The 17,022-nt window shown below is 45.0% G+C and carries 18 protein-coding genes; 13 read left to right on the plus strand and 5 right to left on the minus strand.

The annotated features are described in order from the left end of the window. Positions 1-360 precede the first annotated feature (360 nt). On the plus strand, positions 361-3,117 hold the full coding sequence (gene polA, locus Q4549_RS14125) for a DNA polymerase I (RefSeq protein WP_303552446.1): 2,757 nt from the start codon (positions 361-363) through the stop codon (positions 3,115-3,117). Positions 3,118-3,861: 744 nt separating this feature from the next. On the opposite strand, the gene Q4549_RS14130 is transcribed toward polA, so the two are convergent. Together Q4549_RS14130 and yihA are read right to left on the minus strand one after the other, a co-directional pair. Continuing rightward, positions 3,862-4,932, minus strand: a complete 1,071-nt coding sequence (locus Q4549_RS14130) for a glycoside hydrolase family 43 protein (protein ID WP_303552443.1) — start codon at positions 4,930-4,932, stop codon at positions 3,862-3,864. A gap of 284 nt (positions 4,933-5,216) precedes the next feature. Continuing rightward, positions 5,217-5,846, minus strand: coding sequence for a ribosome biogenesis GTP-binding protein YihA/YsxC (yihA, locus tag Q4549_RS14135; protein WP_137674482.1), 630 nt, complete (start codon positions 5,844-5,846; stop codon positions 5,217-5,219). A gap of 143 nt (positions 5,847-5,989) precedes the next feature. Between yihA and Q4549_RS14140 the strand changes: the two genes are divergently transcribed. The 5 genes from Q4549_RS14140 to hemN all read left to right on the plus strand — a co-directional run bounded on the left by Q4549_RS14140 (position 5,990) and on the right by hemN (position 9,721). Further along, positions 5,990-6,607, plus strand: a complete 618-nt coding sequence (locus Q4549_RS14140) for a cytochrome c (RefSeq protein WP_303552439.1) — start codon at positions 5,990-5,992, stop codon at positions 6,605-6,607. A gap of 108 nt (positions 6,608-6,715) precedes the next feature. Beyond that, the gene (locus Q4549_RS14145; RefSeq protein WP_303552437.1) at positions 6,716-7,348 is read left to right on the plus strand and encodes a methyltransferase domain-containing protein; all 633 of its coding nucleotides are present in this window, start codon (positions 6,716-6,718) and stop codon (positions 7,346-7,348) included. Positions 7,349-7,358: 10 nt separating this feature from the next. Next, complete coding sequence (gene yihI, locus Q4549_RS14150) at positions 7,359-7,883, plus strand: Der GTPase-activating protein YihI (RefSeq protein WP_303552434.1); 525 nt, start codon at positions 7,359-7,361, stop codon at positions 7,881-7,883. A gap of 5 nt (positions 7,884-7,888) precedes the next feature. Then, positions 7,889-8,335: a DUF2489 domain-containing protein gene (locus tag Q4549_RS14155; RefSeq protein ID WP_303552431.1), complete on the plus strand. Its 447-nt coding sequence runs from the start codon at positions 7,889-7,891 to the stop codon at positions 8,333-8,335. Between the two features lie 12 nt (positions 8,336-8,347). After that, complete coding sequence (gene hemN / locus Q4549_RS14160) at positions 8,348-9,721, plus strand: oxygen-independent coproporphyrinogen III oxidase (RefSeq protein WP_303552429.1); 1,374 nt, start codon at positions 8,348-8,350, stop codon at positions 9,719-9,721. Between the two features lie 27 nt (positions 9,722-9,748). Here the strand turns inward: hemN and znuA are convergent, their stop codons facing one another. Further along, a complete protein-coding gene (znuA, locus tag Q4549_RS14165) occupies positions 9,749-10,630 on the minus strand; it encodes a zinc ABC transporter substrate-binding protein ZnuA (protein WP_303552426.1) in 882 nt (293 codons plus the stop codon). A gap of 112 nt (positions 10,631-10,742) precedes the next feature. On the opposite strand from znuA, the gene znuC reads away from it, so the two are divergent. The 6 genes from znuC (at position 10,743) to aroE (ending at position 15,260) form a co-directional block, all read left to right on the plus strand. Further along, positions 10,743-11,510 carry a zinc ABC transporter ATP-binding protein ZnuC gene (znuC, locus tag Q4549_RS14170; RefSeq protein ID WP_235836247.1) on the plus strand — a complete coding sequence of 256 codons (768 nt, stop codon included), beginning with the start codon at positions 10,743-10,745 and terminating at the stop codon, positions 11,508-11,510. 2 nt (positions 11,511-11,512) lie between these two features. Beyond that, positions 11,513-12,301 (plus strand): zinc ABC transporter permease subunit ZnuB, encoded by a 789-nt coding sequence (gene znuB / locus Q4549_RS14175; RefSeq protein WP_137674490.1) that lies wholly within the window; start codon positions 11,513-11,515, stop codon positions 12,299-12,301. Next, complete coding sequence (locus Q4549_RS14180; protein ID WP_303552423.1) at positions 12,301-12,876, plus strand: Sua5/YciO/YrdC/YwlC family protein; 576 nt, start codon at positions 12,301-12,303, stop codon at positions 12,874-12,876. Before znuB ends, Q4549_RS14180 begins: the two co-directional genes overlap by 1 nt. Positions 12,877-12,904: 28 nt before the next feature. Beyond that, complete coding sequence (gene hemF / locus Q4549_RS14185; RefSeq protein WP_303552420.1) at positions 12,905-13,843, plus strand: oxygen-dependent coproporphyrinogen oxidase; 939 nt, start codon at positions 12,905-12,907, stop codon at positions 13,841-13,843. A gap of 118 nt (positions 13,844-13,961) precedes the next feature. Then, positions 13,962-14,342, plus strand: coding sequence for a DUF413 domain-containing protein (gene maoP / locus Q4549_RS14190; protein ID WP_303552417.1), 381 nt, complete (start codon positions 13,962-13,964; stop codon positions 14,340-14,342). Positions 14,343-14,441: 99 nt separating this feature from the next. Beyond that, positions 14,442-15,260, plus strand: coding sequence for a shikimate dehydrogenase (gene aroE / locus Q4549_RS14195; RefSeq protein WP_303552415.1), 819 nt, complete (start codon positions 14,442-14,444; stop codon positions 15,258-15,260). On the opposite strand, the gene Q4549_RS14200 is transcribed toward aroE, so the two are convergent. Then, positions 15,250-15,696, minus strand: coding sequence for a GNAT family N-acetyltransferase (locus Q4549_RS14200; RefSeq protein WP_303552413.1), 447 nt, complete (start codon positions 15,694-15,696; stop codon positions 15,250-15,252). The genes aroE and Q4549_RS14200 overlap by 11 nt on opposite strands. A 96-nt stretch (positions 15,697-15,792) precedes the next feature. Between Q4549_RS14200 and Q4549_RS14205 the strand changes: the two genes are divergently transcribed. Beyond that, on the plus strand, positions 15,793-16,053 hold the full coding sequence (locus tag Q4549_RS14205) for a DUF1488 domain-containing protein (protein ID WP_137674496.1): 261 nt from the start codon (positions 15,793-15,795) through the stop codon (positions 16,051-16,053). Here Q4549_RS14205 and Q4549_RS14210 read toward each other — a convergent pair. Further along, entirely contained in the window at positions 16,050-16,586 is a 537-nt protein-coding gene (locus Q4549_RS14210) for a gamma carbonic anhydrase family protein (protein WP_303552411.1), read from the minus strand. The genes Q4549_RS14205 and Q4549_RS14210 overlap by 4 nt on opposite strands. Positions 16,587-17,022 lie beyond the last annotated feature (436 nt).

The raw sequence follows: 17,022 nt of genomic DNA on the forward strand, positions 1-17,022 counted from the left end.
ATGTGATCCATTACAAGGTTTCGCCTAGAGGAATCTTCTATATTATTCCACCTGCTTGAGCTGAGTTGATTATTAATTCACCGGCATAGGCAAGAAAAGCAATGTCATGGAATGATGTTTTCCACAATAAGGAAAGTGTTCACCGCTCCAATTTTTTGCCTTTCAATCTCCGTAAGTAACTGAAATAAATGATTTTACGATTTTTCTATTAAGCTTGTGATTTTTTCGCGAGAGAATGCTTGCTGTTTGTCAACAGAGTTATCCACAATTTATCCGAGGCTACAACGCTTAGCTCTGGTGCATTTAGGGTGGCTGTGGCATCATCGAGCGCAATGAAAATCTGAACTTTGGATCTCGGTTATGGCAACCCTCCCCGATCAGCCTTTGGTATTAGTTGATGGCTCTTCTTACTTGTACCGCGCATTTTATGCTCCCCCTCATTTAACCAACTCAAAAGGCGAAGCCACCGGCGCTGTTTACGGTGTTGTTAATATGCTGCGCAGTTTGCTTAAGCAGTTTCAGCCTGAGCATATTGTGGTGGTGTTTGATGCCAAGGGTAAAACCTTCCGAGATGACATCTATAAAGAGTACAAAGCAAATCGCCCCTCAATGCCTGATGATTTGCGCAGCCAAATTGAGCCGTTGCATGCGGTCATTAAAGCGATGGGTTTGCCAATGGTTGCTACGCCTGGCGTAGAAGCCGATGACGTGATTGGCACCTTGGCTAAACAAGCTTCAGCCGAAAACAAAGCCGTAGTGATTAGCACCGGCGATAAAGACATGGCGCAGCTAGTGGATGACAACATCACTTTGATCAATACCATGACGGATACGGTAATGGATCGAGAAGGCGTGATAGAGAAATTTGGCGTACCGCCTGAGCTAATTATCGATTATTTAGCCCTAATGGGCGACAAGGTCGATAATATTCCAGGTTTACCAGGGGTTGGCGAAAAAACTGCACTGGCGATGTTGCAAGGCATTGGTGGCGTAGAACAACTATTAGCTGACCCTGATGCCGTTGCTCCGCTGGGTTTCCGTGGCTCTAAAACTATGCCGAAGAAATTGCGCGAGCACGGCGAAGATGCGCGTTTATCTTATCTCTTAGCCACCATTAAGTGTGACGTGGACGTAGGCTTTAGCATGGACGACATGCAGCGTACGCCAGAAGATAAAGATGCCCTAGTAAAACTATTTGGTGAGTTAGAGTTTAAACGTTGGCTGAGTGAAGCATTAAGCAAGGGATCGACAGCAAGCGATGCAGCTGATGCATCCGCTGAAGATGCCACGCCAGCGCCTGCAATAACAGGTGAATACGAAACCATTTTAACTGAGCAGCAGTTTGAGCAATGGTTTAAGCAGCTAAATAGTGCAGACTTGATTGCCATTGATACAGAAACTACCTCGCTTAATTACATGCAAGCCGAGTTAGTCGGTATGTCGTTTGCAGTAGAAGCAGGCAAAGCCGCTTATTTACCGGTGGCTCATGACTACTTAAATGCGCCAGAGCAGCTAGAACGCGATTGGGTATTGGAAAAACTGAAACCTTTATTGGAAGATCCCAATAAAGCGAAAGTAGGACAAAATCTAAAGTACGACGCGAGTGTACTGGCACGTTATAACATCGATTTACAAGGCATTAAGTACGACACCATGTTGGAGTCATACGTGCTTAATAGCACGATTACTCGCCATGATATGGACTCCTTATCTTTACAATACTTGCAACATAAAACCATCAAGTTTGAAGATATTGCAGGTAAAGGCGCTAAACAACTTACCTTCAATCAAATTGAGCTAGAAGTGGCTGCACCTTATGCCGCAGAAGACGCCGATGTCACTCTACGTCTGCACCAAACCTTATGGGCAAAATTGGAGCAAGAGCCAAAACTTAAAAGTCTGTTCGAAGAGGTAGAGCTGCCTTTAGTGAGTGTATTGTCTAAGACTGAGCGTCAGGGAGTGCGTATCGACAGCCAACGATTGGCAGCGCATAGCTTGTCGCTAGGCGAGCGCATCGACGGTTTAGAGAAGCAGGCGCATGAGCTAGCGGGTGAACCTTTTAACCTAGGCTCTCCTAAGCAATTGCAAACCATTTTGTTTGAGAAAATGGAACTGCCAATTGTTAAGAAAACACCAAAAGGTGCACCCTCAACGGCCGAAGAAGTATTGCAAGAGTTAGCCTTAGATTACGCCTTGCCTAAAGTGATTTTAGAGTACCGTAGCCTATCTAAACTTAAGTCGACTTATACTGACAAGCTACCAAAAATGGTAGAGCCCAGTACAGGCCGTGTACATACCTCTTATCATCAGGCCGTTACTGCTACTGGTCGTTTCTCGTCTACCGATCCTAACTTGCAAAATATCCCTATTCGCCATGAAGAAGGGCGTAAAGTGCGTCAGGCCTTTATCCCCGCTGATGGCTATAAGTTAGTGGCGATCGATTACTCACAAATTGAGTTACGGATTATGGCCCACCTTTCACAAGATCCTGGTTTGTTAAAAGCGTTTGCGGCTGGCGAAGATGTACATAAAGCCACCGCCGCCGAAGTATTTGGCAAGGAACTAGAAGCGGTGAGTGCTGACGAACGCCGTAGCGCAAAAGCGATTAACTTTGGCTTAATTTATGGCATGAGCGCGTTTGGTTTAGCTAAGCAGTTAGGCATTGCCCGTGCTGATGCGCAAAACTACATGAATCGCTATTTTGAGCGTTATCCAGCAGTGCATGATTACATGGATAGTACTCGTGATTTTTGCCAAGAGCATGGATATGTAGAAACATTTTTTGGCCGTCGTTTATACCTACCCGAGATTAACTCGCGTAACGGAATGCGTAAAAAAGCGGCTGAGCGTGCAGCGGTCAATGCGCCAATGCAAGGTACCGCTGCCGATATAATTAAAAAGGCGATGATCGCAGTAGCCGATTGGTTAAGTACTCAACCAGTAGAACATTGCAAAATGTTGATGCAGGTTCACGATGAATTAGTGTTTGAAGTACTCGAATCAGAGCTAGAGCGAATTGTTCCAAAATTAACGCAATTAATGGAACAGGCTGTTACGCTCGATTTACCCTTGGTGGCTGAATCTGGAGTGGGTGAAAACTGGGATGAAGCCCACTAGGCGATAAATTTATATCAATAAAGGAGGCTTTGGCCTCCTTTTTTTGTGCCTTTTTTATTTCAGATTTACTTGGTAATTTTGAAAACCTTTTCGCGTAATTTTAAAACTCATATATACCTCTAAAGTGAAATTTCCTTACAAAAAGTGCTTTATTTTTCATCGATGATGCTCTAGAGTAACTCTTGTAGGGTACAGAGGTAAGATGTTCTATCTTTCAGACCTTTATTTCACGTAGTTGAAAAAGGCTATTTTGCCGCCTCGACAGTCATCTGTCGGGGCGTTTTTTTATCTAAATCCCAGTCACTGCGCGGGGTTAGCGCCCTTGGTTTATAGTGTCCCTGTTTCAGTCAAACTTACTCGCCGCTGATTGTTTCTTTTTTTCTTTTATTTGGTTGTTTAATTACGATATTTGGGAATATAAGCTCGTAATTCTCCGCTATTCATCCTTATTTATTACAAGAAACACTGCTTTAGTCACAGCTTCTGGCTACATGGTGAAACAAAAAATACAATTTTTTAGAAAGTAGTGTGAACTAATCCATTTTCAGCGGGTCATAATTAGTGCAATTGGAATAGTGCTTTCAGTTTTTAAGAATTCTTTTCTTACATGCCTCATCAAGCGATGGGGCTTTTTTTTGCCTGCCTTTTACAGCATAAACTGCTGTAGCCAATGACATGGAAAAACGGTGTTTTGGAGACATAAAAAAACGCCACGAGTGCGGCGTTTTTTTCAGCTATGTATTACTAGTCGTAATAAGGTTTAATCACTTCAATTTTGCCTGCGTCGTCAATATTTAACTCCGCCATCTTAATACTACGTAAATGGGTTTGTCCGGCAGATAGCGTGCTGTCGTGGTAGAACAGATACCATTTGCTTTGGTATTTAACGATAGAGTGGTGAGTTGTCCAACCCAATACTGGCTCAAGAATAACGCCTTCATAGCGGAATGGCCCGTAAGGAGAGTCACTGCTCGCGTAAGCAATTTTGTGAGTATCACCCGTTGAGTAAGACAAGTAGTAGCGTCCGTTGTGCTTATGCAGCCATGGGCCTTCAAAATAACGACGTTCGTTATCTCCGGCTAACAGCAAGTCGCCATTTTCATCAACAATGTCGATCTCTTTTGGTGTTTCAGAAAACTCCAGCATGTCGTCGGTCATTTTAGCAACGAAAGGCTTTAAGGCGATTTCGTTATCGGCTGGGAATTGCTCTTCACCAAACTCACCGTTACGCCAGTTTTGTAATTGACCACCCCATAGACCACCAAAGTACATGTAGTGGCTACCATCGTCGTCTTTAAATACCGCAGGGTCGATACTAAAGCTGCCTTTAATAGCGTTTGCTTGCGGAACAAATGGCCCCTCTGGACAGTCGCCTACAGCAACCCCAATTTGGAAAATGCCATCGTAGTTACGGGCTGGAAAGTATAGGTAGTACTTGCCATCTTTCTCGGCGGCATCGGGTGCCCACATTTGCTTTTCAGCCCAAGGTACATCTTTTACATCTAGCGCATTACCGTGATCACTCACTACGCCAAATGGACGGTCGAGAGAGAATACGTGGTAGTCACGCATATCAAAGTGATCACCGTTGTCATTCAGTGGCTGGCCGTTATCTACATCGTGAGATGGGTAGATGTATAGCTTGTCGTTAAATACATGGGCAGAAGGGTCTGCCGTATACATATGGGTTACTAGCGCGCCGCTAATGGGTTTTAACTGTTCGGCACGTGCCTTGTCGGCTGTGGTTACCGCTTCTGCGTCGCTGATCTCGCTAGGTTCTTCAATCCTAGTCTCGGTTGCATCATTCACGCTCATGGTGTTTCCTCGTTAAGTTTTGCGCCAGTATAGCGATCTGCATTCTCATAACCTTTACGTTCTTCGGTAGCCTAATTGCAAAATTTTCCCATCGACGACAATTTCTCATAAAACTATGAGCGAGTGCACAGCTAGTGGGTTTGGCTATGAAACTTCATGAAACAAAAAGCGGGTTAAACCACGACAAACGATGTGTGGCATTTTGTTTTTGTGGGAACAGCAAGCAAGAATAAAGAGGGGGGAGAGATTTAAGGCTTGCTGCGGTTGAGCAAGCCTAGCTGCATTTACTCAGCGCTTTGAGCTTGTTCTTCTACATGTTGGTCAAACCAAGTCACAAGGGCATTTTGCAGTAAATCTAGGCCTTGTTTCTTTAACGAGGAAAAACCTTCTACACGAACGTTACCACCAAACTCTTTGGCGGTTTCTCGGCCTTTTAAAATAGCCGCTTTACGTGCGCCTTGTTTTAGCTTGTCTGATTTGGTTAGCAAGGCAAGTACCGGCAAATCACAATCTACCGCCCATTGAATCAAACCGGCATCGGTATCTTTAAATGGATGGCGAATATCCATAAGTACCACTATGCCTTTTAAGCTTTGGCGATCTTGTAAATACTCCGACAAGGATTTTTGCCACTTTTTCTTCACTTCTTCTGGTACCTGAGCAAAACCATAGCCTGGTAAGTCGATTAAGCGAAAACCGTCCATTATTTCAAAAACGTTAATTAATTGAGTACGTCCCGGTGTTTTACTGGTACGTGCTAAACTTTTTTGGCGGGTTAAGGTATTTAATGCACTCGATTTTCCAGCATTTGAGCGGCCAGCAAAGGCGATTTCAATCCCGCTGTCTTCGGGCATGGCGTGAATATCGGGGGCGCTGGTAATAAAGTGGGTGTTTTGAAAATGATATTGCGCCATGGCGATGTTGAGCTCCACAAGGAAATTAGGGTAATACATTACGTTTTTGGCAAAATTGTGTAAAATAATGCCGTTACTGGACTCGCTAAGTGTATCACGGGCACCAGTGTGTGGTTTGGAATAATACTAATAAATGGAATGTCATGAAAAAACTTACCTTAGTTTTAATGTTAATGGCGGGTGTAGCCAGTCCGGTTTGGGCGAAGGGAGATGCTGCGGCCGGAGAGCAAAAATCAGCAACTTGTAAAGCTTGTCATAACGAACAAGGCGAAGCAGCTGGTTATCCTAAATTAGAAGGCCAACACGCCGGTTACTTGGTGAAACAGCTAAAAGAATTTAAAGCCGGCGCAACCAGCGGCGGTACAGAAGGGCGTAACAACGCCGTAATGGGTGGCATGGCAATGCCATTATCTGAGCAAGATATGCAAGATTTGGCGGCTTATTACTCAGGCCAATCAATGAGTCCAAACACTACCGCACCAGAGTATGTAGAAGCGGGCCAGAAGTTATATATGGGTGGCGATTTAGAGCGTGGCATTGCAGCATGTACTGCTTGTCATGGCCCACGTGGTGTTGGTCAAAGCTTGGCGGGCTTCCCACGAATTTCTTCACAATACGCGGGTTACATTAAGAGCCAGTTAGAATTGTTCCGTAGCGGAGAGCGCGCCAACGACATGAATGGCATGATGCAAGACGTAGCTGCAAAACTAAGCGATAAAGATATTGAGTTGTTATCGCAATACCTTGGTGGTTTACACTAAGCGTTAACTGGGCAGCGCTCGCTGCCCAGCTCTATTGATTTATTATTCGCCATCTTAGCGCTTAGTGTTACACTTGCGCCCCTAAAAAATACGGCAAGGTGCTGATTGGTGAAATGTCCACTTTGTTGTGCCACATCACCAAGCGATTTTTATCGCAATAAATGTAGTCAATATTGGCATTGCCCAAGCTGTGATTTGATCTTTCTAGACCCAAATGACCTGCTAAGTGCAGACGCTGAAAAAGCGCATTACGATTGCCATAATAATGATCCGCAAGACCAAGCGTATTTAGGTTTTTTACGGCAAGTTAGTGAACCAGTTGTGGCAGCACTAACGCACCAAGCAATTGGCTTAGATTTTGGTTGTGGGCCGGGCCCAGCTTTGGCACTGTTGCTAGAGCAAGCGGGGCATCAGTTACTGAACTATGATCCAATATATTATCCCGATGAGCAGCTATTAACTCAGACTTATCGGTTTGTGACGAGCAGCGAAGTGGTAGAGCACTTTAATTTTCCAGAGCAAGCTTGGCAGCGTTTGATATCGCTGGTTCAGCAGCCGGGTTTATTAGCCGTAATGACTAAACGCCATAGTGGAACTAAGGTTTTTCCGCAGTGGTATTATAAAAATGATCCTACTCATGTGGCGTTTTATAGTGATAAAACATTTGCGTGGTTAGCCGAGCATTATCAGATGAAGTTGGAGATAGTGAGCCCCAGTGTGGCGCTATTCCATAGAGTTTAAGGTAAATAACATGGCCAGAAAAAAGAATCGTAAAGGTGGGTTAATCGGGGTACGCAAGGACCCTGATTTTAAGTCTAAACGAGTTGCTGTTCCTGAAACGGTAACTAAAGGTAAGGGTAAAACCTCGGGCAATCGTCAGCAAGAAGCTGAGCAAGTTAAGCAAGACACCATTGCCAAGCAAAAAACTGACCCACGCCACGGCAGCAAAACACCGGTTGTACTGGGTGTTGCTAAACCTGTAGCGGCGAAAAAAGTGGCTAAGCCATCACCTGCTAAGCAGCCATTGACGCCAGAAAAAGAGTTAGCTCTGTTAGAAGCCGATACGCGCCTCGAAAGCCTGATTGATGTATTAGAAGAAGGCGGTGAAATTAGCAAAAAAGAACAGCAATGGGTCGATTTACAATTAGCTCGCCATGCTGAGTTGCTGGCTGAGTTAGGCCTATCGGAAGACGCCGAAGAAGCCGAAGCTTTAGACGATGACGAGCAGCTATGGCGCTCGCTAAATAGCTCTTCTTTGGATCAGTATAAGGATTAATACAGATGGTCTGGTGGCTGGTGGCAGCAACGGTAATTGTTGTAGCGTTGGCAGTATATGCGGCGTTATTGGTGGGGCGTTTGTTGGGGCAACGAAAAGTCATTCAACACGCGGTGGCCAAGCGTAATGAAAACCTAGTAAACGACATTCGTTATATTGCTAAAGCCATGCAAGAAGACCGCTGCGGCTTATCGGAAGGTGTGATAAGAGTCAGCAATTTGTTGCTTGCTCTGCAAACGCCAGAGCTTATTGATTGGGCGCAACGCTTTCCGTCGGTGTTTCAGTTATACAATGCGGTAAAAGAATTGCCTACTCATGAGGCGCGCAATATCCTGCCGTTGCAGCAGCGTATGCGCCAAGATCTTGAGCGAGAAGCTGAAGAAAAAGCCTTAGAGAAACTTATATTGCAAGAAGCCGAAGCACTGACACAGCTCAGTGCAAACGCGCTCTAGGAGATAACTCAGATGTCAGTATCAACGGTGGATTGGGATCAGCAACTAATCGAGAAGTACAACTACTCGGGACCACGCTACACCTCTTATCCTACGGCCTTAGAGTTTAATGAAGAGTTTGGCCAAGCCCAGTTTACCGTGGCCAGTGAAAAGTTTCCTGAGCGAGATTTATCACTGTATGTGCACATTCCTTTTTGCCATAAGCTTTGCTACTACTGCGGCTGCAATAAGGTGATTACCCGTCATCAACACAAAGCTGATATCTACCTTGATTACTTAGAGCAAGAAATAGCCCTACAAGCGCCACGATTTAAGCAACGCAAAGTGAGCCAAATGCATTGGGGCGGCGGTACACCAACTTACCTTGAGCCTGAACAACTAAAACGACTCACTAGCCAGCTGTTTAGTCAGTTTAGTTTTGCTGAAGGTGCAGAAATTAGTATTGAAGTTGACCCGCGTGAGATTGAGCTTTCTACTATCGATTTGCTGGCCAAATTAGGCTTCAACCGTTTAAGCCTAGGTGTGCAAGACTTTAATAAACAAGTACAGCAAGCGGTTAATCGAGACCAAGATGAAGATTTTATTTTTGCCTTGGTAGAGCGCGCTAAAGCAGTGGGCTTTAACTCGGTAAATATCGATCTCATATACGGTTTACCGCACCAAACCCGTGATAGCTTTAAGCAAACCTTAGCGCGGGTGATTGACCTAGACCCAGATCGTTTATCGGTATTTAACTATGCCCATTTGCCGAGCCGTTTTGCAGCTCAGCGGAAAATAGATGAAGCAGCAATGCCAAGCAGTGATGAACGCTTAGGTATACTGCGTGACAGCATTGAGTTTTTAACCACTCACGGTTATCAGTTTATTGGTATGGACCACTTTGCCAAGCCAGACGACGAATTGGCGATTGCCCAGAACAAAGGCGAACTTCATCGTAACTTCCAAGGTTATACCACCCAGGGTGAAGCCGACTTATTGGGTTTAGGTGTTTCGTCTATTTCTATGTTGGGCGATGCTTACAGCCAAAATCAAAAAGAGTTAAAAACCTACTACGCACAAATCGACCAACAGGGTCATGCACAGTGGAAAGGCATAGCACTTAATCAAGATGATTTGATTCGTCGCGAACTGATTAAAACCTTGATCTGTAATTTTCAATTATCGTTCAGCGATATTGAACAGCAATTTAATTTGGATTTTCACGCTTACTTTGCTGAAGACCTAGTGTTACTCAAACCTTTTGTTGAAGATGGTTTAGTAAGCATGAGCAATGAAGAGATTATAGTGACCAATAAAGGGCGCTTACTGATCCGAAATATTTGTATGTGCTTCGATGTTTATTTTCGCAGCCAGGCGCGGCGACAACAGTTTTCACGAGTGATTTAAAAAACGGAGCCTAGGCTCCGTTTTTTATTAGTGGCTTAGGCAATCTGAGTAAGCGTCGGCTAACTGCTGCAGTAATTCAAAGTAACCGTCTTTGTTATTGTTCACGCTTATACCCAACGGATCGAGCATGCTAATTTTAGCCCCGCTGTGTTGGCTAATGCTTTCTAGCAAAGCGCCGTCAAATTGGGGTTCAGCAAAAATACACTTGGCTTTACCTTGCTCCAGTTGCTGGCGAATGTTCAGCAGGCTTTTTGCGCCAGGGCGACGCTGAGGGTTGATGGTGAATTCGCCTAAGCGATTTAAAGCAAACTGGCGCTCAAAATAACTATAGCCATCGTGAAAAACAAAATACCCTTGTTGTTGAACCGGCGCTAATTGCTGACTAATGCTTTGCTCAAGCTTATCGAGGTGTTGATTAAAGCGCGTTAACTGTTGCTGAAAGTGTTTGCTATTCTCCGGCATTTTACTTATTAATTTTTCGGTGATGGCGGCAGCTATCACTCGGGCTTCGCTTGGGCCCAACCAAATGTGCGGGTCAACATCATGATGGTGGCCCTCATGATCATGATGCTCGTGGCCTTTGTCACCATCAATGAGATCCAAACCCGGTAAATCAAGCAATGCCAACTGAGAAGTATCGGTTTGACTAAGAGGTTTACTTAAAAAGGGTTCTAGCTCATCACCTACCCAAATTAATAAATCGGCTTCACGAATCGCTCTTACATCAGAAGGGCGCAAAGCGTAATCGTGTGGCGATACGTTAGGGCTTACCAAGTAATCAACGGCTAATTCGCCTTCAGTAAGGCTGGTTACAATTAGCTGCAGGGGTTTAATACTTACCAGTATGTTTGGGCTGGCAGCCCAACTTGGCGCAGCAATTAACATAACGATAAAAAACAGTTTACGCATAAAGGCTTTTTGAGGTGATTTGGTAAAATAATACGATAGTGTAACATCTAGTGTAGAATAGCGCGCCCCACGCTAAACTCGCTGGGGAAATACACGCTAATTTTTCTATAGGATGCAGGGATTGACCACCTTACTCTCACTGAACAACATCTGTGTTAGCTTTGACGACCGCATGGTACTCGACCATGTTTCGTTGGAACTTAATCGCGGCCAAATTACTACCTTAATTGGCCCTAATGGCGCAGGTAAAAGTACCCTCATAAAAGTGATTTTGGGTTTAATCTCGGCAGATTCGGGCAACATCGCGCGTGCCTCTAAGCTACGCATTGGCTATGTACCGCAAAAAATTAGCCTTGATGAGTCCTTCCCGCTAACCGTAGAGCGCTTTCTTAAGCTGGCTCGTCATTCATCGAAAGCGGGTTTAACCAAAGTAATTAGTCAGTTAAGCATTAGTCGCTTGCTCGACCGACAAATGGTGCGTTTGTCTGGCGGCGAAATGCAGCGAGTATTGCTGGCGCGAGCGCTGCTTGGTGAACCTCAATTGTTGGTGTTAGACGAACCGGTGCAAGGGGTTGATATCTCTGGGCAAATAGAGCTTTATCAACTGATTGCTGATATTGCCCAACAAATTGGTTGTGGCGTATTGTTGGTCTCTCACGATTTACATCTAGTGATGGCGGGTACCGACCACGTTATTTGTTTGAACCATCATGTTTGTTGTCATGGTGAACCAGAAAGTGTTGCTCAACACCCTGAGTTTGCGCGTCTGTTTGCCCAAAATGAACGGCAACAATTGGCCGTGTATACCCACCATCATGTTTGTGATGAACACGACCATGAACATCATCACCCGCAGCCCAGCTCTGAAGAGAATAACTAAGCATGGATGACTTTTTAATTAATGCCTTACTGGCGGGTTTAGGCATTGCAGTACTCGCTGGGCCTTTGGGTTCTTTTATGGTGTGGCGCCGTTTAGCCTATTTTGGCGATACCTTGGCACATGCTTCATTACTGGGTGTTGCTTTAGGTTTATGGCTGCAGATTAACCCAGTGATAGCGGTGGTATTTAGTGGCGTAATGTTGGCGGTGATTTTGTTGTCACTGCAACGCTATAAGCAGCTGGCTAGCGATACTTTGTTAGGCATTATGGCTCACTCTGCCCTGTCGTTAGGCTTAGTGGTAGTGGCCCTAATGGACAACGTGCGTATTGATTTAATGGCCTATTTGTTCGGTGATTTACTGGCCGTTACCCAGCAAGACTTATTATGGATTTGGGGCGGTGGTGCCGTGGTATTGGCTATTTTACTTAGCCAATGGAATAAGTTGTTATCGGCAACGGTTAATGAGCAAATTGCTGAAGTGGAAGGGGTGAATGTTGGTTTAATGCGCGCTTTATTACTGCTGTTATTAGCCGTGGTAGTGGCGATTGCCATGAAAATTGTTGGCGCATTAATTATTAGCTCGTTGTTATTAATCCCCGCAGCGACTGCCCGTCGTTTAAGCCGTTCGCCGGAGCAAATGGCGGTATTTGCCATCGTATTTGGTGCTATCTCGGTGGTCTTAGGTTTATGTTTGTCTTGGTATCAAGATACGCCAGCAGGGCCTTCGGTGGTGGTATGTGCCGCACTACAGTTTTTGTTAATTCACAGTTTGGTAAAAGTGCAAAAATAATGACTCAGTCTACTCAACGCCCCATCACCACAAACACCATTGAAGCCGTCACTGTTCTGCAGCAAGGCGCGGTGATAGCCTACCCAACCGAAGCGGTGTTTGGTTTGGGCTGTGACCCAGATAACCAACAAGCAGTATCAAAAATTTTGCAGATAAAGCGCCGTCCAGTGGAAAAGGGGCTGATCTTGTTAGCCTCAGAGCTTGCGCACTTGTTACCCTATATTGATTATTCAGCCCTAAGTGCCGAGCAGCAGCAGTTATTGGTGAGCAAGCAAACTAGGCCAACCACTTGGTTAGTGCCCGTTTCAGCGGCTACACCCAAGTGGATTTCTGGTCAGTTCAGCAGTGTTGCGGTGCGTTTAACCTCACACCCATTGGTGGCTGATATCTGCCAGCGTTGGGGCAAGCCTTTAGTGTCTACCTCGGCTAATTACAGCGGAGAAACACCAGCTGCAAATGCTGAGCAAGCTGCCTTGTTAACGGGCGTAGACTTAGTGGTTGACGGCCCTTTGGGTAAGGCTAAGCAAACCAGCCAAATCAAAGATATTTTTACTGGCGAAGTGATTCGCGCTTAACCCTTAATTACTAGGTGAAGGAACCGGCATGCAAGACGTTAACATTGAAGCAGTGCGACAGTTTTTTTTGCAGTTGCAACAAACTATTTGTCAGCAACTTGAGCAACAAGACGGCGAAGCCAGTTTCTTCCACGACGATTGGCAGCGTGACCCTGCCGAGCACAATGGTTTAACCGGTGAAGGACGTACCCGCGTACTTACCAATGGCAAGGTGTTTGAACAAGCCGGGGTTAATTTCTCCCACGTTTGTGGCAAACAAATGCCAGCATCGGCCACCGCACAACGCCCAGAACTAGCCGGTCGTCATTTTGAAGCCATGGGGGTGTCTTTGGTGATTCATCCTAACAATCCAATGGTGCCAACCTCACATGCTAATGTGCGGTTTTTTGTGGCAGAGAAAGAGGGCGAAGCACCTATATGGTGGTTTGGTGGCGGCCTTGATTTAACCCCTTATTATGGTTTTGACGAAGACTGTATTTCTTGGCATCAAACTGCTGCAGATTTGTGCCAGCCTTTTGGTGAAGAGGTATACCCAAAATACAAAGCGTGGTGCGACCGTTACTTTTACTTAAAACACCGTAACGAAACCCGTGGCGTTGGTGGCTTATTCTTTGATGATCTTAACGAAACCGGCTTTGCCCAAAGCTTTGCTTTTACTCAAGCGGTGGGAGAAGGCTTTTTGAAGGCCTACTTGCCCATTGTTGAACGACGAAAAAATACGCCGTTTAATGAGCAACAGCGTGACTTTCAATTATACCGCCGTGGTCGTTATGTCGAGTTTAACTTGGTCTACGACCGGGGCACCTTATTTGGTTTGCAGTCGGGTGGGCGAACTGAGTCTATTCTTATGTCTTTACCGCCTTTAGTTAAGTGGCGATACAATTGGCAGCCAGAAGCAGGTAGTGCAGAAGCGCAACTTTATCAACGTTATTTGATGCCACGAGACTGGCTAAATCTGTCAGTTTGAACACTGTAAAAAAAGCGACTTATTTTCTTGCCAGAATGACCACTATGGATTAAATATTTTAAGGCTTAGTGTTATCAAGCTAAGCCTTAAAAATGCCTTATTAGTTGAGTCTTGAGCTATGAATGGATCGTTTTTAGCAAAACGTCGGTTTTTCGATGACAAACACTTTCGCCGTGGCTTCTCTCGCAGTGGCGCCTTCACCATTAAAGAAGCAGAGTTATTAGAACGCTGCGGTAGTGCCTTTAAAGAACTCGATGAATCTACTCGCGAACCCATTGATGATATTGAGTCGATTTTTATATCAGTATGTCGTGGTGTGTCAGAGCCAGAAACCGCTGAACAAAAAGTGTGGCTAAAATATAAAAAGCTTACTGGCCGCAAGGTGTTTCATGGTTTGGTCAGTAATCCACCCAAGACCGGTGCCAACGACACGCCAGTAAATGATGATAACAATGAGGTGGATGATGTTGATACCCCAGCGTTAGACGAAGACGATTAAAACCAAGCCAAAAGGCGCGCTATATTTTCAAGATTGCGCTTTGGCTTTTGCTTAAAGCCTTGTTAAGGTGACTTATTATTTGTTTATGTAGTGCGCCTAATGGATTTATACGCAGTATTTGGCAACCCAATTAGCCAATCAAAATCTCCTTTTATTCATACCTTGTTTGCCCGCCAAACCCAGCAACAGTTAACTTACACCGCCATTGAGCCTGCAGAAGACGGCTTCGCTCAAGCGCTAACTGCGTTTTGGCAAGATGGAGGAAAAGGTTGCAACATTACCGCGCCATTTAAAGAGCAAGCTTATCAAGCTGCGCAGCAACATACCGAGCGGGCTTTATTAGCTGGTGCCGTGAATACCTTAAAACTCACCGACGATGGTGTGATATTGGGCGACAATACCGACGGTGCGGGTCTTGTGGCAGATCTAATTGCTAATTTTGGAGAGCTTAAAGGTTTACGTATTTTGCTGTTAGGTGCTGGTGGTGCGGCGCGAGGTGTATTGCGCCCACTATTAGAGCAGCAACCCAGCGAAGTTCTCATTGCCAATCGTACCGTAAGTAAAGCAGAAGCCTTAGCAGAACGTTTTAGTGACTTTGGCAATATTAATGCGAGCTCTTTTGAAGCCGTCGCTGGCGAGTTTGATATTGTGATTAACTCAACCTCAGCGGGATTAAAAGGTGAGCTTCCTCCGCTTAAGGCCGAGGTGATTACCAAACATACCCGTTGTTACGACATGACTTATTCGGCAGAGCTTACCGCTTTTAATGCCTGGGCCAGCGAACAAGGCGCAGCTAAAGTTGTGGATGGCTTAGGAATGTTAGTGGGCCAAGCGGCTGAAAGCTTTACGGTATGGCGCGGTATTCGCCCTGGTTTTCGTCAAGTATTGCGCGAGTTACGCCGCAACCTTAGTCGTTAGCTTTTATTTCCATGCCTATGTGTGGAATATTGTCTTCAAGATAGGGCTTAGTGCAGATATCGAAACCAAGGCTTTGATAGAAATCTTCTAGATAACGCTGGGCAGAAATATGAATAGTGGCGGCTGGCCAATGTTGTTGGCAATAGTTTATAGCGTGGCGCATTAATTGTTGGCCGAGTCCTCTGCCACGAGCGGCTTTGGCCGTCACTACTCTGCCAATACTCGAATCTAGAGGCTCTGGTGGAAAAACTCTGGCATAAGCGAGCAATTGACCATCTTCACTGCCTAATAGATGTAAGGCCTGTGGGTCACGTCCATCCACATCTTGGTAAGGGCAATCTTGTTCCACAACAAAAACGGCTTCACGCAGGGCGATCATCTGGTATAGCTGCTGAGTACTTAGCTCCTCAAAACGTAACCATTGCCAATTTATCATCTATATTTCACTTGCAGTTTGCGTATACCGAAGCAACACTTTAAAAAGACTTAGCATAAATAACAACTAAGCCTTACTAGGCGGAGCCGCTATATTATGAATCAAAGCATTATTATAAGTGATGACCAGCGCTGGCAAGCGGTGAATCAACAGGTCGAATTCAGTGCTCAAGTCATGGGGGCGAAAGTACAATGTGCAGTACGTAAGAGTACCCTCGAGCATTTAGTCGGCTTACCGTTAACCAACGACGACAAAATGCTAGAGGCTTACCATAGTGTTCAATTCGATATCGAAGAGTTGCTAGAACAAAAGTTACAACAAGAAGATTTTGAATCAAACGGCAATATTATTGTTTAAACTTGTTCTTCTAAGTACTTCTGCTTTAAACGAACATAGTTATCAGCCGATTCACTTAAAAAGGCTTTTTCTTTGTCATTTAATGGTCGAGCTTGTTTCACTGGGCTACCCATATATAAGTATCCAGACTCTAAACGTTTATGAGGTGGCACCAAACTACCCGCACCAATCATTACATCGTCTTCTACAACAACGCCATCCAATACTATTGCTCCCATGCCAACCAATACTCGGTTACCAATAGTGCAACCATGCAGCATCGCTTTATGACCTACGGTGACATCCTCACCAATAATTAAGGGATAACCATGCGGAGGGTTTTCAGTTTTGCGAGTTACATGTAGCACACTGCCGTCTTGTACATTAGAGCGAGCACCGATCTGTATGTGGTTTACATCGCCACGTGCAGCGACCAAGGGCCAAATGCTTACGTCGTCACCTAGTTTGATTTCTCCGTACAGCACCGCGCTTGGGTCAACCCATACTTCTTTACCTAAAATGGGGCTAAAACCAGAAAAAGACTTCACGCTCATTACTTACTCCACTTATGATTAGCTCGCTATAGTTTCAGCTTACGTCATCCTTAGTGGAATAAAAACTGCCTAATCGTGCTTTACTGCTATTTAAGACTAATGGTTAATTCCTTGCTTTACCCTATAGTCGGTAGCCTATAGGTAAAGAACGAGGGTTTAGTGAGTTGAGTTTTCTACAGGCTGCTACGTCTAAAATGATCAAATATGGGCATGATAAGTGTGTTTAATGAGCGCTTGGTGCAAATAGTGTTCATAAAGGCAGTTATTTTCATTTTTCTGTAATAAACGCTTGCGCTACAGAATCGGATCCCTATAATGCGACTCCACTGACACGGCAAGCGGCGCTGCAAAGCAAGGCTGAAACGAGGTCAGGGTTGGTAAGGCCTGAGGCTTTATTAACGGCTCAAAAACTTCTTCTTAATTAATATTAAAAAGC

This window comes from Agarivorans sp. 2_MG-2023 (assembly GCF_030548085.1).
Taxonomy (GTDB): domain Bacteria; phylum Pseudomonadota; class Gammaproteobacteria; order Enterobacterales; family Celerinatantimonadaceae; genus Agarivorans.